General features: G+C 63.2%; 21 protein-coding genes and 1 pseudogene. 10 read left to right on the forward strand and 12 right to left on the reverse strand.

Features of this window, described 5'->3' with window-relative positions; translation table 11 throughout:
* Window positions 1-34 precede the first annotated feature (34 nt).
* Window positions 35-910: a pca regulon transcriptional regulator PcaR gene (gene pcaR / locus ACODSK_RS13085; protein ID WP_489016550.1), complete on the reverse strand. Its 876-nt coding sequence runs from the start codon at window positions 908-910 to the stop codon at window positions 35-37.
* Between the two features lie 540 nt (window positions 911-1,450).
* Between pcaR and ACODSK_RS13090 the strand changes: the two genes are divergently transcribed.
* Window positions 1,451-1,657, forward strand: coding sequence for a hypothetical protein (locus ACODSK_RS13090; protein WP_489016551.1), 207 nt, complete (start codon window positions 1,451-1,453; stop codon window positions 1,655-1,657).
* A gap of 329 nt (window positions 1,658-1,986) precedes the next feature.
* Window positions 1,987-3,459, forward strand: a complete 1,473-nt coding sequence (locus ACODSK_RS13095; protein WP_489016553.1) for an inorganic phosphate transporter — start codon at window positions 1,987-1,989, stop codon at window positions 3,457-3,459.
* A 141-nt stretch (window positions 3,460-3,600) separates the two neighbouring features.
* Here ACODSK_RS13095 and ACODSK_RS13100 read toward each other — a convergent pair whose 3' ends face one another.
* Window positions 3,601-5,076, reverse strand: a complete 1,476-nt coding sequence (locus tag ACODSK_RS13100; protein ID WP_489016555.1) for a helicase HerA-like domain-containing protein — start codon at window positions 5,074-5,076, stop codon at window positions 3,601-3,603.
* Window positions 5,077-5,390: 314 nt separating this feature from the next.
* Between ACODSK_RS13100 and ACODSK_RS13105 the strand changes: the two are divergent.
* The 5 genes and pseudogenes from ACODSK_RS13105 to gpgF all read left to right on the forward strand — a co-directional run.
* Window positions 5,391-6,266: pseudogene (locus tag ACODSK_RS13105) on the forward strand (HAMP domain-containing protein); the annotation flags it as partial.
* Between the two features lie 90 nt (window positions 6,267-6,356).
* Window positions 6,357-7,121, forward strand: coding sequence for a methyl-accepting chemotaxis protein (locus ACODSK_RS13110; RefSeq protein WP_489016636.1), 765 nt, complete (start codon window positions 6,357-6,359; stop codon window positions 7,119-7,121).
* A 153-nt stretch (window positions 7,122-7,274) separates the two neighbouring features.
* Window positions 7,275-8,390: an N-acetylglucosaminyl phosphatidylglycerol synthase gene (gene gpgS, locus ACODSK_RS13115; protein WP_489016638.1), complete on the forward strand. Its 1,116-nt coding sequence runs from the start codon at window positions 7,275-7,277 to the stop codon at window positions 8,388-8,390.
* Window positions 8,383-9,147: an N-acetylglucosaminyl phosphatidylglycerol deacetylase gene (gpgD, locus tag ACODSK_RS13120; protein ID WP_489016557.1), complete on the forward strand. Its 765-nt coding sequence runs from the start codon at window positions 8,383-8,385 to the stop codon at window positions 9,145-9,147. Before gpgS ends, gpgD begins: the two co-directional genes overlap by 8 nt.
* Complete coding sequence (gene gpgF / locus ACODSK_RS13125; protein WP_489016559.1) at window positions 9,144-10,136, forward strand: glucosaminyl phosphatidylglycerol flippase; 993 nt, start codon at window positions 9,144-9,146, stop codon at window positions 10,134-10,136. The genes gpgD and gpgF overlap by 4 nt, the downstream gene beginning before the upstream one ends.
* 159 nt (window positions 10,137-10,295) lie before the next feature.
* Here gpgF and purU read toward each other — a convergent pair whose 3' ends face one another.
* Window positions 10,296-11,147, reverse strand: coding sequence for a formyltetrahydrofolate deformylase (purU, locus tag ACODSK_RS13130; protein WP_489016560.1), 852 nt, complete (start codon window positions 11,145-11,147; stop codon window positions 10,296-10,298).
* Window positions 11,148-11,456: 309 nt separating this feature from the next.
* On the opposite strand from purU, the gene mvaT reads away from it, so the two are divergent.
* Window positions 11,457-11,837: a histone-like nucleoid-structuring protein MvaT gene (mvaT, locus tag ACODSK_RS13135; RefSeq protein WP_489016562.1), complete on the forward strand. Its 381-nt coding sequence runs from the start codon at window positions 11,457-11,459 to the stop codon at window positions 11,835-11,837.
* 59 nt (window positions 11,838-11,896) lie between these two features.
* On the opposite strand, the gene sbcB is transcribed toward mvaT, so the two are convergent.
* From sbcB to ACODSK_RS13150, 3 genes are all read right to left on the reverse strand, one after another.
* On the reverse strand, window positions 11,897-13,342 hold the full coding sequence (sbcB, locus tag ACODSK_RS13140) for an exodeoxyribonuclease I (protein WP_489016639.1): 1,446 nt from the start codon (window positions 13,340-13,342) through the stop codon (window positions 11,897-11,899).
* Between the two features lie 46 nt (window positions 13,343-13,388).
* Window positions 13,389-13,748, reverse strand: a complete 360-nt coding sequence (locus ACODSK_RS13145) for a PilZ domain-containing protein (protein WP_489016564.1) — start codon at window positions 13,746-13,748, stop codon at window positions 13,389-13,391.
* A gap of 147 nt (window positions 13,749-13,895) precedes the next feature.
* Complete coding sequence (locus tag ACODSK_RS13150) at window positions 13,896-14,282, reverse strand: tetratricopeptide repeat protein (protein WP_489016565.1); 387 nt, start codon at window positions 14,280-14,282, stop codon at window positions 13,896-13,898.
* A 245-nt stretch (window positions 14,283-14,527) separates the two neighbouring features.
* Here ACODSK_RS13150 and pyk point away from each other — a divergent pair, with 245 nt between their 5' ends.
* Window positions 14,528-15,979 (forward strand): pyruvate kinase, encoded by a 1,452-nt coding sequence (gene pyk / locus ACODSK_RS13155; protein WP_489016567.1) that lies wholly within the window; start codon window positions 14,528-14,530, stop codon window positions 15,977-15,979.
* Between the two features lie 154 nt (window positions 15,980-16,133).
* On the opposite strand, the gene ACODSK_RS13160 is transcribed toward pyk, so the two are convergent.
* Window positions 16,134-17,069, reverse strand: a complete 936-nt coding sequence (locus tag ACODSK_RS13160; protein ID WP_489016569.1) for an iron-sulfur-binding ferredoxin reductase — start codon at window positions 17,067-17,069, stop codon at window positions 16,134-16,136.
* A 268-nt stretch (window positions 17,070-17,337) separates the two neighbouring features.
* On the opposite strand from ACODSK_RS13160, the gene ACODSK_RS13165 reads away from it, so the two are divergent.
* Entirely contained in the window at window positions 17,338-18,861 is a 1,524-nt protein-coding gene (locus tag ACODSK_RS13165) for a fumarate hydratase (RefSeq protein ID WP_489016571.1), read from the forward strand.
* Between the two features lie 305 nt (window positions 18,862-19,166).
* On the opposite strand, the gene ACODSK_RS13170 is transcribed toward ACODSK_RS13165, so the two are convergent.
* The 5 genes from ACODSK_RS13170 to ACODSK_RS13190 form a co-directional block, all read right to left on the reverse strand.
* Window positions 19,167-20,324 carry a phospholipase D-like domain-containing protein gene (locus ACODSK_RS13170; RefSeq protein ID WP_489016573.1) on the reverse strand — a complete coding sequence of 386 codons (1,158 nt, stop codon included), beginning with the start codon at window positions 20,322-20,324 and terminating at the stop codon, window positions 19,167-19,169.
* Between the two features lies 1 nt (window position 20,325).
* A complete protein-coding gene (locus ACODSK_RS13175) occupies window positions 20,326-20,907 on the reverse strand; it encodes a YceI family protein (protein ID WP_489016575.1) in 582 nt (193 codons plus the stop codon).
* A 45-nt stretch (window positions 20,908-20,952) separates the two neighbouring features.
* A complete protein-coding gene (locus ACODSK_RS13180; protein ID WP_489016577.1) occupies window positions 20,953-21,249 on the reverse strand; it encodes an amidase in 297 nt (98 codons plus the stop codon).
* Complete coding sequence (locus tag ACODSK_RS13185) at window positions 21,246-22,268, reverse strand: serine hydrolase domain-containing protein (protein ID WP_489016578.1); 1,023 nt, start codon at window positions 22,266-22,268, stop codon at window positions 21,246-21,248. Before ACODSK_RS13185 ends, ACODSK_RS13180 begins: the two co-directional genes overlap by 4 nt.
* 169 nt (window positions 22,269-22,437) lie before the next feature.
* Window positions 22,438-23,331 carry an acyl-CoA dehydrogenase family protein gene (locus ACODSK_RS13190; RefSeq protein ID WP_489016579.1) on the reverse strand — a complete coding sequence of 298 codons (894 nt, stop codon included), beginning with the start codon at window positions 23,329-23,331 and terminating at the stop codon, window positions 22,438-22,440.
* Window positions 23,332-23,443 lie beyond the last annotated feature (112 nt).

Raw genomic sequence — 23,443 nt, forward strand, 5'->3', positions numbered from 1 at the left:
TCAGTGTGCGTTTATCGAACAGCTTTGCACGGTTTCAGGCGAACAGTTGCGCGCTGAGGTCGCGGCTGGCGGCAAGCATGATCGGCAGGAAGCGCTGCTCCAGCTCGCTGCGGCTGACCCGGCCGGCGTGGGTACTGACGTTGAGCGCCGCGAGCACCTGGCCAGAAGCGTCGTAGACCGGTACGGCGATGGAGCGCAGGCCCTGTTCCAGTTCCTGGTCGACGATGCACCAACCCTGCTGGCGGACCACCTGCAGGCATTCGAGCAGGGCCTGCGGGTCGTGGATGGTACGGCTGGTCTTGGCCTGCAGGTCGGCGTGCTCCAGGTATTCATGGAGGGTTGCATCGTCCAGCGCGGCGAGAAGGATGCGGCCCATGGACGTGCAATAGGCCGGCAAGCGCCCGCCCACCGACAGGTCCACCGAGATCAGCCGCTGCACCGTGGCCGAGCGGGCTATATAGAGGATGTCGTCGCCTTCCAGGGTGGCCATGTTGCAGGCCTCGTGGAGCTGATCGCTCATGCGGTCCAGGTAGGGTTGGGCAGAAACCGCCAGCGGGGTCGAGGACAGATAGGCATGGCCCAGGGTCAAGACCTTGGGCAACAGCGAATAGGTCCGCCCGTCGGTAGTGGCATAGCCCAGCTTGATCAGGGTATGCAGGCAGCGCCGCACCGCCGCCCGGGGAATCTCGGTGCGGTGGCTGATCTGGGCAATGGTCAGGTGCCGCTTGCGCTCCTGGAAGGCCTGCACCACCGCCAGGCCGCGGGCCAGGGAGGTCATGAAGTCCGGGTCGCCGGTAAATGCCTGGATGCGCCGGGCCGGCGACGCCACGATGGGCGGCGCCAGTGACGCAAACGAGCTGCGCACGTTGTCGTTCAGTCCAGATCCCTTGGGGTTTGTTTCATCGCTCATGACTCACCTCGGTCACACACTCACGGGGGCGATTATCGAACCATCGACCGATAATCGCAATTGACCGATGACCACAATTGCTTATACCTTTCCTCCGCCCTTGTGGCTTCTTGGAGAGACTGGTCAGGTACCCACCGTAGAAGTCCCGGGTACGGCCTCGCCCACCAGCGAGGCCGTTTTTCTTTGAGCAAACAACACGCGACAGTTGTCCAGATATATCCAGCGTTCAAAAAAAGAAGGAAACAAACTCCCTTCTTTTAATGTTGGAGTAGCAACAAGCCTTGATTGGGCGTATCCATCTTCCCGTCACTTGCTATACTCCAACACTGTCGACGCCCGCCCGGGCCTCGGCAATCCGGATTCCCAGTCTTACTTGCGCGAATCCCCCGTGTCAGGCGCAAACCTGCGTCGACACCAGACAAAAGTCTGTTGCTGCGACAGCCGTTAATAACTCTGGCCACCGTAGCCGCGTGTGCGTTACGCAACTGCGCAATAACGCCTTCGCGAAAGCCAGCGTAACTTTGATCGACAGGTAGCACTGTGACGAAAGACGAACTGCGCGCGGAACTTGAGCGCCAGGAGCAACGTTTCAAGGAAGTCTATGGTGGCGAAGTCACCACCTACGCCGCTCAACCCGAACCGGAACGCAAACCCTGGCGCAAGCGTGCCACGGTGATGGATCAGGTCTTCGCCGAAGAACTGCGCAAGATGGAGCAGGAAAAGGACGAGAAGGCCGAAGAGCCTTGACACTGCCGTTGCAGTGACCTTTGCGGACCGTCACGGTACCTGTCCATGCAGGTACCCGGGCCCGTCATTACCCGTTCAGGATGAAACCGTAACGGATTCTCACAAATTTCATACGTTCGTTTGAATTCTTTCCGACATCAAAATTTCATGGTTTTGCCATCAAATGTCCACAATCTCGCGGATTTTAGCCGTGCTTTTCTGACATCCCCCCCTGTACCCGGGTAAACCCGGCAGCCTTCGCCCCCCTCCACCGGTCAGCAGTCAGTGCATTGATTACGGGGGATTTCTGGCATAATCGCGCCCCCTTATGACCGGGTCAGAAAACCTTCATGATCGAATTATTCAGCGGACTCGATGCCTGGGTACTCGTGAGCCTCTTCCTCGCCTTGACCTTCGTACTCGCCTTCGAGTTCATCAATGGCTTTCATGACACCGCGAACGCGGTAGCGACAGTCATCTATACCAAGGCCATGCCCCCGCAACTGGCGGTCTTCGCCTCCGGCGTCTTCAACTTCCTCGGGGTATTGCTGGGCGGCGTCGGTGTCGCCTATGCCATCGTCCACCTGCTGCCGGTGGAGTTGCTGATCAACGTCAATACCGGGCACGGCCTGGCCATGGTCTTCTCGCTGCTGGCGGCGGCCATCGCCTGGAACCTCGGTACCTGGTACTTCGGCATTCCGGCCTCCAGCTCGCACACCCTGATCGGTTCGATCCTCGGCGTCGGCCTGGCCAACGCCCTGATCAACGACATCCCACTGGGTGACGGGGTGAACTGGCAGAAAGCTATCGATATCGGCATGTCCCTGGTCCTGTCGCCGATGGCCGGCTTCCTGGTCGCCGCACTGGTGCTGATCGGTCTGAAATGGTGGCGCCCGCTGTCGAAGATGCACAAAACGCCAGAACAGCGCCGCATGCTCGACGACAAGAAGCACCCGCCCTTCTGGAACCGCCTGGTGCTGGTCATGTCGGCCATGGGCGTGAGCTTCGTGCACGGCTCCAACGACGGCCAGAAAGGTATCGGCCTGATCATGCTGGTGCTGATCGGTATTGTTCCGCAGCAGTTCGTTCTCGACCTGGGCAGCACCACCTACCAGATCGAACGTACCCGTGACGCCACCCTGCACCTGAGCCAGTTCTACGAGCGCAACCACGAGACCCTGGGCGAGTTCCTGGCCCTGGGCAAGGCGGCCAAGGGCGACCTGCCGGAGCAGTTCAGCTGCAATCCGCACCAGACCGAACCGACCATCGCCGCCCTGCAACAATCCCTGGCCGGCGTTGCCGACTACCGCGCGCTGAGCCCGGAGACCCGCGTCGAAGTGCGCCGCTACCTGCTCTGCCTGGACGACACCGCGAAAAAGGTCGGCAAGCTGCCGGGCCTGGAAGCCCGCGAGAAGTCCGACCTGGACAAATTGCGCAAGGACCTCACCGCCACCACCGAATACGCGCCGTTCTGGGTGATCCTGGCAGTCGCCCTGGCCCTTGGCCTGGGTACCATGGTCGGCTGGAAACGCGTGGTCCTGACCATCGGCGAGAAGATCGGCAAGCAAGGCATGACCTATGCCCAGGGCATGTCGGCACAGATCACCGCCGCCTGCGCCATCGGCATGGCCAACATCTTCAGCCTGCCGGTATCGACCACCCACGTGCTCTCGTCCGGTGTGGCCGGGACCATGGTCGCCAACCGCAGCGGCCTGCAAGGCGGCACCGTGCGCACCATCCTGCTGGCCTGGGTGCTGACCCTGCCGGCCTCGATGGGCCTGGCGGCCGGGTTGTTCTGGCTGTCGACGCGGTTTGTTGGCTGAATTGAAAAGGCGCCGTTTCAGGCGCCTTTTTATTGCTCTTTCGGACCTGATCGCTGGCAAGCCAGCTCCCACAGGTATCGCATGCACCGTTGCCCCTGTGGGAGCTGGCTTGCCAGCGATAGGGCCATCAAAAGCAACACACTACTTGCGCCGGCCTCCCAACAGCGACCCCATCAAGCCCCGCACCAACTGTCGCCCGAACTGATTGGCCGCCTGGCGCACCGCCGACTTGATCGCCTGCCCCGCCGCGCTTTGCAGGAACTCCCCCGCCTGGTCGGCGAAACTCTCTTCCTTTTTCTGCTCCGCCGCCGGAGCCGCCGGTGCTTCGCCTTTGCGCGCCGTCAGCATTTCATACGCCGACTCACGGTCGATCGGCTTGTCATAACGCCCGGCCAGCGGCGAAGCCGCCACCAACGCCGCACGTTCGGCCTCGCTCAACGGTCCGATCCGCGATTGCGGCGGCGCGATCAGCACCCGCTGCACCATCCCCGGCGTGCCCTTGTCCTGCAGGGTGCCCACCAGGGCTTCGCCGATACCCAGTTCGGTCAACACCGCCAGGGTGTCGAACGCCGGGTTGGGCCGGAAGCCATCTGCCACCGCACGCAACGCCTTCTGCTCCTTGGCGGTGAATGCCCGCAGGCCGTGTTGCACACGCAAGCCCAACTGGGCGAGGACGTCGTCCGGCAGATCGCCAGGCGACTGGGTGACGAAGTACACGCCGACACCCTTCGAACGAATCAGCCGCACCACTTGCTCCAGCCGGTCCTGCAAGGCCTTGGGCGTGCCGTTGAACAACAGGTGTGCCTCGTCGAAGAACAGCGCCAGCAGCGGTTTGTCGGCATCACCGCGCTCCGGCAACTGCTCGAACAGCTCCGCCAGCAACCATAAAAGGAAGGTGGCGTAGATCTTGGGCGATTCGTGGACCAGCCGGCTGGCATCGAGCAGATGAATACGCCCGCGGCCATCCGCCCCCGGATGCAGCAGGTCCTCCAGTTGCAAGGCCGGCTCGCCGAACAAGGCTTCCGCGCCCTGCTGCTCGAGAGTGGCCAGGCGGCGCAAAAGCGCCTGGGTCGAGCCGCTGGTCATCAGCGCACTGTCTTCACCCAGCACCTCGGGGTTGTCCTTGAGATGACCAAGCAAGGCCTTGAGGTCCTTGATATCCAGGAGCAGCAACCCTTCCCGGTCGGCCACCTTGAACGCGGCGTAGAGCGCGGCCTGCTGGCTGTCGTTCAGCTCCAGCAGGTTGCCCAGCAACAGCGGACCCATTTCGCTCAAGGTCGTACGCAAGGGATGACCGGACTGCCCGTGTATATCCCACAAGGTCACCGGATAGGCCTGAGGATGATGATTCAGCCAGGACATGCCGGCGATGCGCTCCGCCACCTTGCCCTGAGGATTGCCCGCTGCCCCCAGACCACACAGGTCGCCCTTCACATCGGCGGCGAATACCGCCACTCCGGCATCGCTGAACACTTCCGCCAGGCGCTGCAGGGTCACCGTCTTGCCGGTACCGGTGGCGCCGGCGATCAGGCCATGGCGATTGGTCAGGCGCATGGCCTGGGACACCGGCTGCCCGGCGAGATCGGCACCCAGAACGAATTGCGTGGAGTCCGCCATGTTTTTTCATCCTCCATATAAAGCTTTTGTAAGATTCAGCCGATATCAAAGTGTGATTGATCGCTCAAAAAAACAGAAAACCCCGATAAGGACATGGGCTCACTCTGCTCTCATCAGCGACTCCGTGCGAACCACCCGGCTATTCAAGACCTTAGCGGACCCAATACGCCATGAATAAAAATCTCCGTTTCAGCCACAAGATATTGCTGGCCGCATCATTGATCGTGATGCTCGCGTTCAGCCTGTTCACTTTGTACAACGACTACTTGCAGCGTAATGCCATCCGGGAAAACCTGGAGAACTATCTCGGCGAGATGGGCGATACCACCGCAACCAATATCAAGAACCTGTTCGACGGGCGCATCCTGCTGGTGGAAAACGCCGTGCAGAACATTGCCGCCGATCCGCAGAACGTTGGCAATCTGCTCGGCCAGAAAGCCCTGACTTCAAGTTTCCTCACCACTTACCTGGGCCATCCGAACGGCGACTTCACCATTCGTCCGCAAATGAAGATGCCCGATGGCTACGACCCGCGCGTTCGCCCCTGGTACAAGGACGGCCTGGCCGCCGGCAAGACCATCCTGACCGAACCCTATATCGACATGAGTACCGGCAAGATGGTGATTTCCATCGTCACCCCGGTATCCCAGCAGGTCGGTGTGGTCGGTGGCGACCTGGCCCTGGACGGTCTGGTGGAAATCATCAATTCGCTGAACTTCGGCGGCATGGGCTACGCCTTCCTGGTCAATGACCAGGGCACGATCCTTGTGCACCCGAACAAAGACCTGACCATGAAGGCGATGAAGGAGTTGTTCCCGAACAACACCCCACGCCTGGACAAGAAACCGGTGGAAGTGGAAATGGACGGCAAGCCGACCATCCTCAGCTTCACCCCGGTCAAGGGCCTGCCTTCGGCTAACTGGTATATCGGTCTGGCTGTCGATAAAGACAAAGCCTACGCAATGCTCAGCAAGTTCCGTACTTCTGCCGTGGTTGCCACCGTCATCGCCGTGGCCATCATCATTGGCCTGCTGGGCCTGCTGATCAACGTGCTGCTGCGCCCGCTGCACACCATGATCCGCGCGATGGAAGGCATCGCCCAGGGCGAAGGCGACCTGACCCGCCGCCTGAACATCCACAACCACGACGAATTCGGCATGCTCGGCAAGGCCTTCAACCACTTCGTCGGACGTATCCACGAGTCGATCCGCGAAGTGGCCTCGGCCACCGAGCACGTCAACGAAGTGGCCCTGCGGGTGGTCAGCGCCTCCAACTCGTCGATGGTCAACTCCGACGAGCAGAGCAACCGCACCAACAGCGTTGCCGCCGCGATTAACCAGCTTGGCGCCGCCGCCCAGGAGATCGCCCATAACGCCGCGCAGGCCTCGCAACAGGCCAGCTCGGCGCGGCACCTGGCCGAGGAAGGCCAGCAGGTGGTGGATCGCAGCATCCAGGCGATGAACCGTCTGTCGGACATGATCTCGACCTCCAGCACCCATATCGAGACGCTGAACAGCAAGACCGTGAACATCGGCCAGATCCTCGAAGTGATCACCAGCATTTCCCAGCAGACCAACCTGCTGGCGCTCAACGCAGCGATCGAGGCCGCCCGTGCCGGCGAGGCCGGGCGTGGCTTCGCAGTGGTCGCCGACGAAGTGCGCAACCTGGCGCACCGCACCCAGGAATCGGCGCAGCAAGTGCAGAACATGATCGAGGAACTGCAGGTCGGCGCCCGCGAGTCGGTGGAGACCATGAGTCAGAGCCAGCGTCACAGCCACGACAGCGTGAACATCGCCAACCAGGCGGGCGAGCGCCTGAGCAGCGTGACCCAGCGCATCGGCGAGATCGACGGCATGAACCAGTCGGTGGCCACCGCCACCGAGGAACAGACCGCCGTGGTCGACTCGATCAACATGGATATCAGCGAAATCAACATGCTCAACCAGGAAGGTGTCGAAAACCTGCAATCGACCCTGCGCGCCTGCGCCGACCTGGAACAGCAGGCCGGCCGCCTCAAGCACCTTGTAGGCAGCTTCCGCATCTGATCCCCGCCTCCGTCCGGCGGCGCAATGCCGCCGGATACCGCTGTAACAATTCGAACAAACTATCCTTTAACAGGGTCCACCTTAAGGCGCGTCACTGCGGTCTTTCAGCCGCTGCGTGACTGTCCGAAAGAAGATCCCGGAGGGATGCTGATCGTGCATATCGCCGACATCACCATGTTCTACGCGCCCGCCAGTGGCGGCGTGCGGACCTATCTTGATGCCAAACACCGCCGTCTGGGCCTGGCCCCGAACGTCCGCCACAGCCTGCTGATTCCCGGCGCCAGCGCGCGCCAGCACAACGGTATCCATGAAGTACCGGCACCGCCGCTGCCGTTCGGCAATGGCTACCGTTTTCCGCTGCGCCTGGCGCCCTGGTGCAATGTCCTGCACGAGCTGCAACCCGACCTGATCGAGGTCGGCGATCCCTACCTCACCGCCTGGGCCGCCCTTGATGCGCGGCGGCGCCTGGACGTGCCGGTGATCGGCTTCTATCACTCCGACCTGCCATTGCTGGTGAGCAATCGCATGGGCAACTGGTGCACCCCCAATGTGGAAGCCTATGTCAGCAAGCTCTATGGCAACTTCGACCGGGTCCTGGCGCCCAGTCAGGTCATGGCCCACAAGTTGCGCCGGCTGGGGGTCAGCAATGTCCATGTGCAGCGCCTGGGGGTGGACCTGAACACCTTCCACCCGGACCGCCGCGATCCGCACCTGCGCGCCGAACTGGGCCTGGCTGACGACACCCGCCTGCTGGTGTTCGCCGGCCGAGGCTCGCGGGAAAAGAACCTGCCGGTGCTGCTCGACTGCATCCAGCGCCTGGGCAAGCCCTGGCACCTGTTGCTGGTGGGCTCGCACATGCCGGCGAACGTGCCGGACAACGTCACGGTCTTCGGCGAATTCCGTCCGGCCAGCGAGGTCGCCCGGCTGCTGGCCAGCGCCGACCTGCTGGTGCATGCCGGCGATCAGGAAACCTTCGGCCTGGTGATCCTCGAAGCCCTGGCCAGCGCCACACCGGTGGTGGCAGTGGCGGCCGGGGCCTTTACCGAGATCGTCCAGCCGGACTGCGGTCGGCTCTGTGCGCCCGGCGATGGCCAGGCCATGGCCAACGCGGTACGCGAGCTCTTCGAGTGCGGCGTCGAACAGCTTGGCCAGCAGGCGCGGCGCCATGTCGAACAGCACTACAGCTGGGACAACGTGGTCAGCGGCCTGCTGGCCCATTACCGCGCAGTGCTGGGCTACAGCGATCTGCCGGTACGCGCCCATGCCTGATGCCCACACCCCCGGCCGCAGCGTATTGCTGGTGCTGCATGACGTGGCCCCGGAAACCTGGCCCGACTACCAACCCTTCGTCGAGGCCGTGGATGCCCTCGGCCAGATTCCCATGACCCTGCTGGTGGTCCCGGATTTCCACCAGCGCAACGCGCTGGAAGGTGACACCGGCTTTCGCCGGCTGATGGAGCAGCGCCTGCTGCGCGGCGCCGAACTGGCGCTGCATGGCTATTACCATGCCGACGACAGCCCGCCGCCGCGCTCGCCCGGCGAGTACTTCATGCGCCGCATCTATACCTGGGAAGGCGAGTTCTACAGCTTGAGCGAGGACCAGGCCCTGCGACGGCTCGAAGCCGGTATCGAACTGTTCCAGCGCATGGACTGGCCGCTGAATGGCTTCGTCGCCCCCGCCTGGCTGATGAGCGAAGGTACACGCCAGGCCTTGCGGCGCTTGCCCCTGAACTACACCAGCGACCCGCAGCATCTGTATCGACTACCGGATTTCACCCCGGTCAAGGCCCCGGGCCTGGTGTGGAGTGCTCGCAGTGCGTGGCGCCGCGGGCTGTCCAGGGTGCTCAGCGCAGTGCAGGAACAGCGCATGGGTGACGCCACGACCATCCGCCTCGGCCTGCACCCGGTGGACATGCGCCACGACTTCTCGCGCCGCTACTGGCTCGACACCCTGCAACGCCTGCTGGCAGACGGCCGCATGCCCATGACCAAGATGGCCTGGCTGGCCAGCAGGCCAGGCGCGTGAACCGTATCGGCTGGCTGCTGGCGGCGCTGCTGATGGCGGCGCTGGTGCCGGCCCTGCTCGGCGGCAGCGACCTGCTGCCACGCCTGCGCAGCTTCCCGCCAGGATTGCTGCTGGCCTTGTTCGGCATGATTGTCCTGTGCTGGGTTCTCAACTCGCTGCGCCTGCGCCTGTTGCTGGGCAGCCAGGGCGAGAAGATCGGACGCCTGCGCGGCCTCGGGGTGATCATGGCCACCGAGTTCGCCATCTGCACGACTCCCGGCGGCAGCGGCGGCCCGCTGACCCTGATGGCCCTCCTCGCCCGCGACCGGGTACGCCCCGCCCACAGCGGCGCGGTGTTCGCCATGGATCAGCTGAATGACCTGCTGTTCTTTCTTTGCGCGGTGCTCGGAATCATCGTCTACACACTGTTTCACAATCTCAACCGCAGCCTCGAAGCCATGCTGGTGGGCAGCGCGCTGTTGATGCTGGCATTACTCGGGCTGGGCCTGGGATTGCTGCGCTGGCGGCGCGGGCTGATGCGCTGGAATGGTCGCCTGCTGCGCAGGCTGAAGGTACGCGGCGCTACCCGACGGCGCTGGGCAAGACGGCTGCTGCATTTCTTCCGGGCATTGCGCGCGACCCTGGGTTTGCCCCGGCGGATCCTCGCCCTGGTCTTCGCGCTGACCTGCCTGCATTGGGGATTGCGCTACAGCGTGCTGTACCTGGTGCTGCTGGGGCTGGGTGGCAACCTGCAATGGATTTCCAGTTTCCTGGTGCAGGTACTGTCGCTGAGTGCCGGGCAGTTCAGCCTGCTGCCTGGCGGCGCGGGGGCGGCGGAGCTGACCTCGGCGACGCTGCTGACACCCATGGTGGGCAAATCAACGGCGGCGGCCGGGGTGCTGATCTGGCGGGTGGTGACCTACTACTTCTATCTGGTCGCCGGCGGGCCGGTGTTCCTCTGCCTGCTCGGCAAGCCCTTGCTGGAGCGCCTCGGCGGACTGCGCCGCTAGCTGCGCCTGCCACAGCTCGGCGGCACCGGGAAAGTCGGTGCCATCCTCGCTATCGAGCGCTTGCGGGTCATAACGGCTGAGGCAACCCTCGCCCAGGGTGGGCGGGGGATGGGCAGTGGCTTTGTCGAACGGATCGGCCATCGCACTGCCCTCCGGGGCTCAGTTGAACACCACGGTCTTGTTGCCATGCACCAGCACGCGGTCTTCCAGGTGATAGCGCAGGCCACGGGCCAGCACCATCTTCTCGACGTCACGACCGAAGCGGACCATGTCCTCGATGCTGTCGCTGTGGCTCACGCGCACCACGTCCTGCTCGATGATCGGACCGGCATCCAGCTCTTCGGTGACGTAGTGGCAAGTCGCACCGATCAGCTTCACGCCACGCAGCGACGCCTGGTGATACGGCTTGGCACCGACGAAGGACGGCAGGAAGCTGTGATGGATGTTGATGACCTTCTGCGCGTATTCCTCGCACAGCTGCGGCGGCAGGATCTGCATGTAGCGCGCCAGCACTACCACGTCGGCACCATGCTCGTTGACCAGGCGCGAGACTTCGGCGAACGCCGGCTGCTTGTCCTTGGGATCGACCGGTACATGGAAGAACGGAATGCCGTGCCACTCGACCATGCTGCGCAGGTCGTCGTGGTTGGAGATCACGCAGGGAATGTCGCAATCCAGCTCATTGCTGTGCCAGCGGTGCAGCAGGTCGGCCAGGCAGTGGGACTCGCGGCTGGCCATGAGCACGACGCGCTTTTTCTGGTCGGTGTCGGTGATCCGCCAGGTCATGGAGAATTCTTCGGCAATCGGCGCGAACGCCTCGCGGAAGGCCTCGATGCCGAATGGCAGGGTATCGGCACGGATCTCGTGACGCATGAAGAACCAACCGCTCAGGTCATCGGAGTGATGGCTCGCTTCGGTGATCCAGCCATTATGGGACGCCAGGAAATTACTGACTTTGGCGACGATGCCGACACGGTCGGGACAAGCGATCACCAGCCGATAGGTACGCATGCAGGGGGCTCCAGAACTTCGCAAAGGCGCACATTCTAACGATTGCCCGGCAAAACTACAGTATCCGTGTGACATCCGGGCTACCCGTTCACCCCCGCCCCTGCGCCACGGAGTCTCCAGCACGGAGCACGACGCAGTTTAAATTAGTTGCGATTTTCACCTATGGGCATTTGTAAAGTGCCAGCGCGACAAACCATAGCGGGAATAAACATTGAAAAAGTGCAGCACTCTAATGTTTACTTGAGCAAATTGTCTGACTATTATTGCCGCACTGTTATCCAGAACTCCCAAATTCCCAAGGAACGACTCATGTCCCTGATCAACGAATATCGCGCTACCGAAGAAGCCATCAAAGAACTGCAAGCCCGCCTGAAAAACCTGGCCGACGACGGCAAGCTGCAGCAAGAACTGGAGTTCGAAAAGAAGCTGCGTGAGCTGATGGCGGAGTTCGGCAAATCCCTGAAGGACATCATTGCCCTGCTGGATCCGGAAGCCAAACTGAACAAGGCCCCACGTGGTGCCGTAGTTAAAGCCACCGGCACCAAGCGCGCGCGCAAGGTCAAGCAGTACAAGAACCCGCACAACGGCGAAATCATCGAAACCAAAGGCGGCAACCACAAGACTCTGAAAGAGTGGAAAGCCAAGTGGGGCGGTGACGTTGTAGAAAGCTGGGCTACCCTGCTGGATTGATTTGCGTCCTTATCAATAAAAAACGCCGGCAGCCGCCGGCGTTTTTTATTGTCCGCTTTTTACGTTACTGACAATCCCAGACGCTGGCACAACGCCTCGGCGTGCGTGCGCCAGGCCTCCAGCAATACCTGCTGCGACCCGTCGGCACGGGCCAGGGCTTCCTGCAGAGCCGTTTCAAAGGCCTTCAGGGTATTCGGCGCACCAACGCTTTCGTCGGTAAGACGTTGTTGGCAGAACGTTCTCCATTGTGCTTTCTCTGTTTCATCAAGACTCATCGGAAAGTTCCTAGCCCTATATCGGAACAACAACTCCGTCAGCCGCGGGTCATCGAACATCCATTGCCCTCTCGCCAACTGCTCGGGGTCAGCCATCCTCACCTGCTCGCATAGACGCCGATCACGCTCACCGAAAAACCCGTCATACAGTTGCTGCTCCGGATCTTCACTTTCGGCAAAATCCGCCCCCGCATAGATTGACGCCAATTTATTTTCCCACTGCTCTCGCAGCGCAATCAGGCGTTCACCACGACGTAGCAATTCGGACATATCGAGGTTCAGACGCTGCTGGTCTTCCTTGCGCAGTACGCTCAATGGCGCCACCACCGGGCAGCGGTTGATGTGTAGCAACTTGAGAGGAACAGGCAATTGTCCGTCAGGCATTTCCTCGCGGCGCGTGTATAAGCGCTTACGCAATACTTCGGAATCTTCCGTCAACAACGGTGCAATATCCTGGTGCAGATCACAAACAATCAGGGCATTGCGATTGACCGGGTGCCAGGCCAGCGGCAGCACCACCCCCAGATAATTACGTGCTGCGGAGAAGCGTCCGGAGATATGTACCAGGGGCTGTAACAAGCGCACCTGATCGAGCACTTTGTGTTTGCTGCGCAGTTCGAATAGCCATTCATAAAGACGCGGTTGTTTCTGCCGGATCAGCCGCGCCAGAGCGATAGTCGCACGCACATCGGACAGCGCCTCGTGTGCCTGGCCGTGATGGATGCCGTTGGCCGCGCTGAGCAGTTCCAGACGCAGACTGACCTTGCCATCGACCATCGGCCACTCGATGCCTTCAGGGCGCAGCGCGTAGGCAGTACGTACCGTATCGATCAAGTCCCAACGACTGTTGCCGCCTTGCCACTCACGAGCGTAGGGATCGAAGAAATTACGGTAGAGGCTGTAGCGGGTGACTTCGTCGTCGAAGCGTAGGGTGTTGTAGCCCGCGCCACAGGTACCGGGACGCGCCAGCTCGGCGTGCACCCGGGTCATGAAGTCGGCTTCGGCCAGGCCATCCCGGGCCAGTTGCGCCGGGGTGATGCCGGTGATCAGGCAGGCAGCCGGATGCGGCAGGATATCGTCGCTGGGCTGGCAGAACAGATTGACCGGCGCCTCGATCTCGTTGAGTTCCAGGTCGGTGCGCACGCCTGCGACCTGCAAGGGCCGGTCGCAGCGTGGATTGATCCCGGTGGTTTCGTAGTCGTGCCAGAAAATGCTGGAGCTCACGGCGATTCGTCCTGAAGGGTAAATCGCCGAAGTCTACCTCAAGCCGGCCGGCCTATGCCGACGTTGGCAACGGCCGGAAACTGAAGTAGGCGAGCAAGGCCGCTACCAGCAGGTCGTACTCGCGCGGGGCCTGCAGCAGCATGAAACCGGAGTCGTAGAAGCCGGGACTTTCGTCTTCATGGCACCACAGGCAGCTGGCGGTGAGATTGATGCGTTGCCAACTGCCGGCCTGGCCGGGAATGCGCAACTGAAGTTCGAAGTCGGGTCCGACCAGCAAAGGCAGGGTACTGATCAGCATCAGGCCGTCTTCCGATGCATTGCCCAGATACCCGATGGGCTGCTCGGTAAAACGGTTGTAGACCTTGAGGAAATAGGGAAGCAGATGTCGCTCGATTCGGCGCTCGGTATACATGGCAGTGGGTCGCAATGGATAACCCTTAGAGCAGGGTCGCGCTAGTGCCGTCTTGTACAGGTGCACGCTCTTTGTACACAGTCTGTTTCAATCAGAGTAGCGCAGACCGGGGCAAGGCTTCCAGCGCAAAATTGCCCCGCCCGGCACTCAACGCAGTGGCGCAAGTGGCGCCGGACGCGGCGTCGCGGCCTCGCCTTCACGATAATGTCCAAGCTGTTCAAGCGTTTGCAGACGGGCGCGGGCCCGGTAGGCGTACTCGTTGCCCGGATAGCGCTGAATGATGAATTGATAGGTCTGCGCGGCGTCGACGAACAGCTTCTGCCGCTCCAGGCACTGGCCTCGCAGCAGCGCCGTTTCCGGCCAGATGAACGGCCTTGCACGACTGGTGCGGTCAACCTGCGACAGTTCGAGGGTGACCCGTTCGCAATCGCCGCGATCGTAGGCCCGGTAGGCATTGTTCAGATGGTGGTCCATGGACCAGCGGGTACAACCGACGACACTGGTGGCCAGGGCCAGGACTAGCAGGGCGCGCATGGGAGATCTCCTTTGATAGGCAGTGTATCGGCGGCCGGCGGCCATTCTTCAATCTTTAGCTTCAAGCCTCAAGCAGCAAGATAGAGCGCGGATCGCTGTTTCTTGTAACTTGCCGGTTGTAGCTTGCTGCTCCCCGGCCCGTTCAAACGCCCGCCCTGCCCCCTCCCAAGGTAGTGCAAAGGAACAATGACTACAGCGTTTTTCAGGAGTAGCCTCTCGCTGCGCTTCACTACAGGAGTCTGTGCATGACCATCCGCCGTACCAAAATCGTCGCCACCCTCGGCCCCGCCAGCAATTCACCGGAAGTGATCGAACAACTGATCCTCGCCGGCCTGGATGTCGCCCGCCTGAACTTCTCCCACGGCACCCCGGACGAGCACAAGGCTCGCGCCCGGCTGATCCGTGACATCGCTGCCCGCCACAACCGCCACGTGGCACTGCTGGGCGATCTGCAGGGTCCGAAGATCCGCATCGCCAAGTTCACCAACAAACGAATCGAACTGAAGGTGGGCGACCGCTTCACCTTCTCCACCGCGCACCCGCTGACCGCCGGTACCCAGGAAATCGTCGGTATCGACTATCCGGACCTGGTCAAGGACTGCGGCGTCGGTGACGAACTGCTGCTCGACGACGGCCGCGTGGTCATGCGCGTCGAAACCGCCACCGACGACTCGCTGCACTGCGTGGTCCTGATCGGCGGCCCGCTGTCCGACCACAAGGGCATCAACCGCAAGGGTGGCGGCCTGACCGCCCCGGCCCTGACCGAAAAAGACAAGGCCGACATCAAGCTGGCCGCGGAAATGGACCTGGACTACCTGGCCGTGTCCTTCCCGCGTGACGCCTCCGACATGGAATACGCCCGTCGCCTGCGCGACGAAGCCGGCGGCACCGCCTGGCTGGTGGCCAAGATCGAACGCGCCGAAGCGGTCGCCGACGACGAGACCCTCGACGGCCTGATCCGCGCCAGTGACGCAGTGATGGTGGCCCGTGGCGACCTCGGCGTGGAAATCGGCGATGCCGAGCTGGTCGGTATCCAGAAGAAAATCATTCTGCACTCGCGCCGCCACAACAAGGCGGTGATCGTCGCGACCCAGATGATGGAGTCGATGATCCAGAACCCGATGCCGACCCGCGCCGAAGTGTCCGACGTGTCCAACGCCGTGCTGGACTACACCGACGCCGTCATGCTCTCGGCAGAAAGCGCCGCCGGTGCCTACCCGCTGGAAGCCGTGCAGGCCATGGCACGGATCTGCCTCGGTGCCGAAAAGCACCCAACCAGCAAGACCTCCAGCCACCGCATGGGCACCCAGTTCAGCCGTTGCGACGAGAGCATCGCGCTGGCCGCCATGTACACCGCCAACCACTTCCCGGGCGTGAAGGCGATCATCGCCCTGACCGAAAGTGGCTACACCCCGCTGATCATGTCGCGGATCCGCTCCTCGATCCCGATCTTCGCCTTCTCCCCGCACCGCGAGACCCAGGCCCGCGTCGCCATGTTCCGTGGCGTCTACACCGTGCCATTCGATCCGGCTGCGCTGCCGCCGGAAAAGGTCAGCCAGGCTGCGGTGGACGAGCTGCTCAAGCTGGGCGTGGTCGAACAGGGTGACTGGGTCATCCTGACCAAGGGCGACAGCTACCACACCATCGGTGGCACCAACGGCATGAAGATCCTGCATGTCGGTGATCCGCTGGTTTGATGTTGCTGCTGTAAATGAAAACGCCCGGACTTGAGCCGGGCGTTTTTCATTGTTCTTCCGGGCCCTATCGCTGGCAAGCCAGCTCCCACAGGTGCGGTGCATACATTACCTGGGGGAGCTGGCTTGTCGGATCGCCGCACCGCAGCGATGAGGGCTAGGCATGCCCGACGAACAAATCGGAATAAACCTGATTCCTCGGCACCCCCGCCAAAAACAGCCTGCGGGAAAACTGCTCGACACTCCCCGGCGACCCGCACACCTGCGCCACCGTCTGCCGCGATTGCACCTTCAACCCCGCCAGCGCCACCTGCAGGTCATCCGGGGTGACCAGGTCCACCTGCAACTGCGGATGCAACTCCGCCCTCGCCTTCAGTTCATCCGCCAGATAGTGCCCCTCCCGGTCCCGGGCAAGATGCAGCAGCCGAACCGGCCCGCGATGTTCCTGGCGCAACGCCTCGCGCAGGATGCCCCACAACGGCGCCAGCCCGGTGCCCGCCGCCAGCAGCCAGAGCGGCCGCTCCTGCCAGTCCGGGTCGTAATGCAGGGCGCCGGCACGCAGCTCGCCGAGGCGCAGCTCATCGCCGACCAGCAACTGCCGGGCCGGCGTGCAGAAGGCCCCCGGCTGCCGGCAGTCGATATGAAACTCCAGCCACGGGTCTTCCCCCGGCACGCTGGCCAGGGAATACGGCCGGGCCACCCCCAGCGCATTCCACAACAGCACGTGTTGTCCCGCCTGGTAACGCAGCCCGTTCAGCGGTTGCAGGCGCAAACGCAGGACATCGCCGAACCAGTCCGCCGCCAGCACCCGCGCCGGCTGGCCGTCGCTTTTCGGATCGAACAGCGCCACCCGCAGGTCCATGCCGACCCGGCACTGGCACGCCAGACGCCAGCCCGCCTCGCGCTGCGCCGCACTCAAGGCCTCGGGCCGACCATCCTCCGGGTCGCCCTCGACACAGCGCACCAGGCAGGCATGGCAGCTCCCGGCCCGACAGCTATAAGGCACGCCACAGCCCGCATCATTCAGGGCATCGAGCAGATTGCTGCCGGGCGCAACGGACCACTGGCGTTCGCCGACATGCAGTTCAGGCATTGCTGTTCATCTCCAGGGAATATTCATGCGCCAATCTAGGCTCGTTCTGATCTTCAGGCCAAGAGGAACAGCAAAAACGATGCCGTGCGATCACCGACCATGGTTGGACCACTGGCGCGTGTACCGAAAGCCGAGCCGCGCTATACTGCCGCGCCTTTTTTGCGTCGGACATATTGTCGCGGCGCGTCTGAAAGGTCGTTTCGACACCTCGGCCTGTCCGCGTCGGAATACCTATTGAATGTTCCCGTGTTTAAGAGGAGCGCGCTGCATGACCGTGATCAAGCAAGACGACCTGATTCAGAGCGTCGCCGATGCCCTGCAATTCATTTCGTACTACCACCCCGTCGATTTCATCCAGGCAATGCACGAAGCCTATCTGCGTGAAGAGTCGCCCGCCGCACGCGATTCCATCGCGCAGATCCTGATCAACTCGCGCATGTGCGCCACCGGCCACCGCCCGATCTGCCAGGACACCGGTATCGTCACCGTGTTCGTCCGCGTCGGCATGGACGTGAGCTGGGCCGGCGCCACCATGAGCGTCGACGACATGATCAACGAAGGCGTGCGTCGCGCCTACAACCTGCCGGACAACGTCCTGCGCGCCTCGATCCTGGCCGACCCGGCCGGTGCGCGTAAAAACACCAAGGACAACACCCCGGCGGTCATCCACTACTCCATCGTCCCGGGCAACACCGTGGAAGTGGACGTGGCGGCCAAGGGCGGCGGTTCCGAGAACAAGTCGAAGATGGCCATGCTCAACCCGTCCGACTCGATCGTCGACTGGGTACTGAAGACCGTTCCGACCATGGGCGCCGGCTGGTGCCCGCCTGGCATGCTCGGCATCGGCATCGGCGGTACCGCCGAGAAGGCCGCGGTGATGGCCAAGGAAGTTCTGATGGAGTCGATCGACATCCACGAACTGAAAGCCCGTGGCCCGCAGAACCGCATCGAGGAACTGCGCCTTGAGCTGTTCGACAAGGTCAACCAGCTGGGTATCGGTGCCCAGGGCCTCGGCGGCCTGACCACCGTGCTCGACGTGAAGATCATGGACTACCCGACCCACGCCGCCTCGCTGCCGGTGTGCATGATCCCCAACTGCGCCGCCACCCGTCACGCCCACTTCGTGCTGGACGGCTCCGGCCCGGCCGAACTGGAAGCGCCGTCGCTGGACGCCTACCCGGAAATCGTCTGGGAAGCTGGTCCGTCGGCCCGCCGTGTCAACCTCGACACCCTGACCCCGGAAGAAGTGCAGAGCTGGAAACCGGGCGAGACCATTCTGCTCAACGGCAAGATGCTCACCGGCCGCGACGCGGCGCACAAGCGCATGGTCGAGATGCTCAACCGTGGCGAAGAACTGCCGGTGGACCTCAAAGGCCGCTTCATCTACTACGTCGGCCCGGTCGATCCGGTGCGTGAAGAGGTTGTTGGCCCAGCGGGTCCGACCACCGCGACCCGCATGGACAAGTTCACCCGCCAGATCCTCGAGCAGACCGGTCTGCTGGGCATGATCGGCAAGTCCGAGCGCGGCCCGACCGCAATCGACGCGATCAAGGACAACAAGGCCGTGTACCTGATGGCCGTGGGTGGCGCTGCCTACCTCGTCGCTCAAGCGATCAAGAAATCCCAGGTCCTGGCCTTCGCTGAACTGGGCATGGAAGCGATCTACGAGTTCGAGGTCAAGGACATGCCGGTCACCGTCGCGGTGGACAGCAACGGTGAGTCGGTACACATCACCGGCCCTGCGATCTGGCAGAGCAAGATCGCCGAAAGCCTGGCGGTGGAAGTGAAGTAAGCCTCAAGCGGCAAGTTTCAAGCTGAAAGCAAAAGCGGCGTGGGTGTCCCCCTCGCCGCTTTTTTATTGCCTGCAGAACAGACGCGGGCCCTGTGGGACCTGGCTTGCCAGCGATAGGCATGGGTATCTACACATCTCTGCCATGCTCCCACAGGTACTCGGCGGCCTGTAGCTTCATGGCTGATCTGAAGTTGTGTAGATACCTATGCAGCGATAGGGCCAGACCTGACCCACTCTTTGTCATTGCCGGCCTCATCGCTGGCAAGCCAGCTCCCACAGGGTCCGCGTCGCTTCCTTACGCGAGATCAGTCGCGCCGGTCGAGCAGGTTCACCACCAGGCGGTCCAGCCAGCCCCAGATCCGCTGCTGCACCCGCCGCCACAATGGCCGGGCGCGCCAGTCGTCGAGGCTGACCTCGCTGCTCAAGGCGAAATCACGGACGAAGCTTTCGCTCACCGCCCGGTTCAACCCCGGGTCGATGGCCTCGACATTGGCTTCGAGGTTGAAGCGCAGGTTCCAGTGATCGAAGTTGCACGAGCCGATGCTGACCCAGTCGTCCACCACCACCATCTTCAGGTGCAGGAAACACGGCTGGTATTCGAAGATCCTCACCCCGGCACGCAACAGGCGCGGGTAATAGCGATGCCCGGCGTAGCGCACCGACGGGTGATCGGTACGCGGACCGGTCAGCAGCAGGCGCACGTCGATACCCCGCGAGGCAGCACGGCGCAGGGCACGGCGGACCTTCCAGGTCGGCAGGAAGTACGGGGTCGCCAGCCAGATCCGTTGCTGCCCGCTGTTCAGGGCACGCACCAGCGATTGCAGGATGTCGCGGTGCTGGCGGGCGTCGGCGTAGGCCACCCGGCCCAGCCCTTCGCCGCTGGGAGGCAGGCGTGGCAGGCGCGGCAGGCCGAAATGGGTCGGCGGACGCCAGGCGACCCGGCGCAGGTTGGCCCGCCATTGGCGGTCGAAGAGCATCTGCCAGTCCGCCACCAGCGGGCCCTGGATCTGCACCATGACTTCGTGCCATTCACTGGTGTTCTCGACAGGCTGCCAGAACTCGTCGGTGACCCCGGTACCGCCGACCCAGGCAGCGGACTGGTCGACCAGGAGGATCTTGCGGTGGTCGCGGTACAGGTTGCGCAAGCCCCGTCGCCAGCGCAGCCGGTTGTACCAGCGCAGCTCGACGCCCGCGGCCTGCAAGCGCTGGCGCAGGCCGAGGGTGAAGGCCAGCGAACCGTAGTCATCGAACAGGCAGCGCACCTGCACGCCGCGCTCGGCAGCGCTGACCAGGGCCAGGACCATGGCTTCGGCGCAGGCCCCCGCCTCCACCAGGTACAGCTCCAGGTCGACCTGGAACTCGGCCCGGGCGATGGCGGTGAGCATGAGCGGGAAAAACGCCGGCCCGTCGATCAGCAGTTCGAATTGATTGCCGGAACGCCAAGGGAAGACCGGCCCGGCCATGTCAGCGCGCCGTGAAGATCAGCACCGCACCCACCGGCACCGAGAGATTGATCGACTTGAGCCCGGCCGCCTTGCGCAGGGTTTCCAGGCCCGGCGTCAGGTCGAAATGCTCGGCGCGCAGCACCAGGGGTTCGAGGGTCACCACCTGGAAACGCCGCTCGTCGAGGCGGGTCGCCAGCAACTGGGCGTTGTAGCTGTGGGTCTTGCCGTGCAGAGTCACGCTCAGCGGCAGACGCAGTTCCAGCTGGGCGCCATTGGCCAGGTCGTTGATCGGGCGCAGGTCGAGTTGGGCATTGATGGTCGCTTCGGAGAAAGCTGCGACATTGAACAGGTCCTTGCGCATGCGCTCGTCGCGCAGCGGGATGCCGCTGCTGACCGACTCCATCTCGACCTCGAGTTCTGCCGCGCCCTTGCGATCGACCTTGCCGTGCAGCACCAGGAAGCGGTGTACTTCCGACACATCGCCGTTCTTGCTGGTGATAAAGGAAAGGCGGGATGACTCGTTGTCCAGGTACCAGTTGGCCTGGGCGGGAAGGCAGACGATCGCCAGCAGGGCGAGCAGAAGGCGGAGCGGGCTGAACATGCGAAATCCTGAAACACTTTGGCGCTCAACCTTACCCGCCCGCCCTCACGGCAGCAAGCGACAGCCCTCGCGCGGGCCTTGCCAGCGGGCGCGGGCGTCGCGGCCAAGGCCACTGGCAAACACCTCCCGGGCCTGCTCATCGTCACGCAGAGCGCTGAGCGGCAGCCATTGCTTCACATAGCCCAGGCAGTACTCGGGGTCGAAGCCCGTGACATAGCGACACGAGCAATATTCCTTCGCCGTGTAGGCGCTGAGGATGCCGGGAAAGGCGCTCAGCGCCTCACGTTCGGACCAGCCCCACAGCAGCAGGCCGAGGACGATCAGCAACAGCAGGCGCTTCATGGCTGCTCTCCGGGAAACGCGGCCAGTACCTGGCGCAGCAGGGTGTTGTGCTGGAAGCTGCCGTCGCGGTCGTCGGCGTAGCGCACGATCACCAGCCTTTGCTTAGGCAGCACGTAGAGGGCCTGGCCCCAATGGCCGAGGGCGGCGAAGGTGTCGCCGGGCGCGTCGGGCCAGGCGGCGTTGCTGTTCAGCCACCAGTGGCCGCCGGGCATGGCTTCGTTGACTGGAATGCCGGCCCCGGCGAATGGACGCAGGTTGAAAGCAACCCACTGTGCCGGGAGCAACTGGTGCCCCTGCCAACGACCGTCGTCGAGCATCAGCTGGCCGACCTTCGCCAGCTCGCGGGCGGTCATGTAGAGGTAGGAAGAGCCGACGAAGGTGCCCTGGGCATCCCGCTCCCAGACCGCCTTGTCGATACCGAGGGGGGCAAACAGCGCGGTCCAGGGATAGTCGGCGTAGCGCTCGGCCCCGACCATCTGGCGCAAGGCTGCAGCCAGGACATTGCTGTCGCCGCTGGAATAGAGGAAGCGCTCGCCCGGAGCGGCAGCCCTGTCATGCCCGGCGGTGAACCCGGCCATATCGCTGCGCCCCGTGGTGTAGAGCATCGCCACCACCGAGGACTTCAGCGGGGCGTACTCGTAGTCTTCCTGCCAGTCGAGGCCGCTTGCCCAGTGCAGCAGGTCCTGGATGCGGATCTCGGGATGGTCCTTCATCGGCGGGTAAAAATTCGCCACCGGATCGTCCAGTTTGAAGCGGCCTTCACCGTAGGCAACACCGAGGACGGTGGCCAGCACGCTCTTGCTGATGGACCAGGTCAGGTGCGGGGTATCCGGGCCGGTCGGGGCGGCGTACTGCTCGAACACCACCTGGCCGTCCTGGATCACCAGCAGGGCATCGGTGCGGATGCCTTCGCGGGTCTGTTCGTTGCGCGGCGGGAAGGCGTAGGCCCGGAGGTCTGCCTCATTGGCAAAGGTTGGGCTGGAGAGGAAGAACAGGATGGCAAGGAGCGCGGTGCGCATGGTCTGTACCCGGGGAGCGTGACCGGGCAAGGATAGACGGGCTTCATGACAGGATGGTGGGTGTCGTTTCGGGCCTCATCGCCGGCAACGCCGGCTCCCACAGGTTCAGTGGCGCACACAAAAACCTGTGGGAGCTGGCATTGCCAGCGATGAGGGCAGCAGCCACAACTCAGGAAAAACCTGCCAACCCCCAGGCCTTGGCCAAACGCTTGGCCCGCGCCGCACTGGCAATCTCCAGAATCCCCTGGTCACGCATCCACAGGTTGGCCCACTCGCCCTCGGTCCCCGCCAGCGCCTTGTTGATCTCGTCGCGCATTTCGCCGAACTGGGCGAACAACCCGCCCAGCAGCAGATGGCAAGCCGGCGATTCGGCACTCTGCCGGCTGCCCTCGGCACAGCCGGCCAACAACGCCAGCAGGCGCAGCATCAGGCTCTGGGCCCAGCCATTGGTACGGCCGATACCGTACAACCAGGCTGCCAGGGCGCTAAGGACATACAGGTCTTCCAGCGAGCGAAACGGCTTCACATAGGCATCCCAGCCATCACCGGCCAGCCGCTCGCACAGTGCCTGCTCCAGATGCAGTCGCGCATGCCCCACCTCCGGCATCAGCGGCAGTGCCGGCAGCGGATCGAGGCGTACCCCGGGTTCGCCGGGATAGACCACCGCCAGGCTGATCTGCGGCGCCTCCCCCGGCGCCTCGCTGCGCGCTGCCACCAGCAACCAGTCGGCCTCGTGCCCGCCAGTGACGAAGTCCTTGCTGCCATTCAGGCGCAGCGCCTCCAGGTCCAGGCGCATGTGCATGTCCGCCGGGCGCACGCTGCGTTTCTCGCTGGCGCACAGCGCGCCAAGGCTGTCCGGCGCGCTGGGCCAGAGCACCCGCAGCGCCGCCTGGTAGCCGGTCAGGAACGCCAGGCCCGGAGTCGGCATGGCCTTGCCGCCGAGCACCGCCAGCTCGAACGGCGACACCGGACCCAGGCGGTCGAGCAGCGCCGCCCAGGTTTCATCCAGGCTGTTCAGCAGAGGTTGGGAAAAGGATTGATCGAGACGTTCCAGCCAGCTCATCGAGGGGACTCCTTGGGGCCTGTCATACAAGCATCACCAAACATTCACGGGGGTGACACCCCCTCTACCTAGTCTGAGCTTGCACAACAAAGTCGACCGGCCGCAACCCCAT

It is taken from the genome of Pseudomonas sp. FG98 (assembly GCF_057808595.1).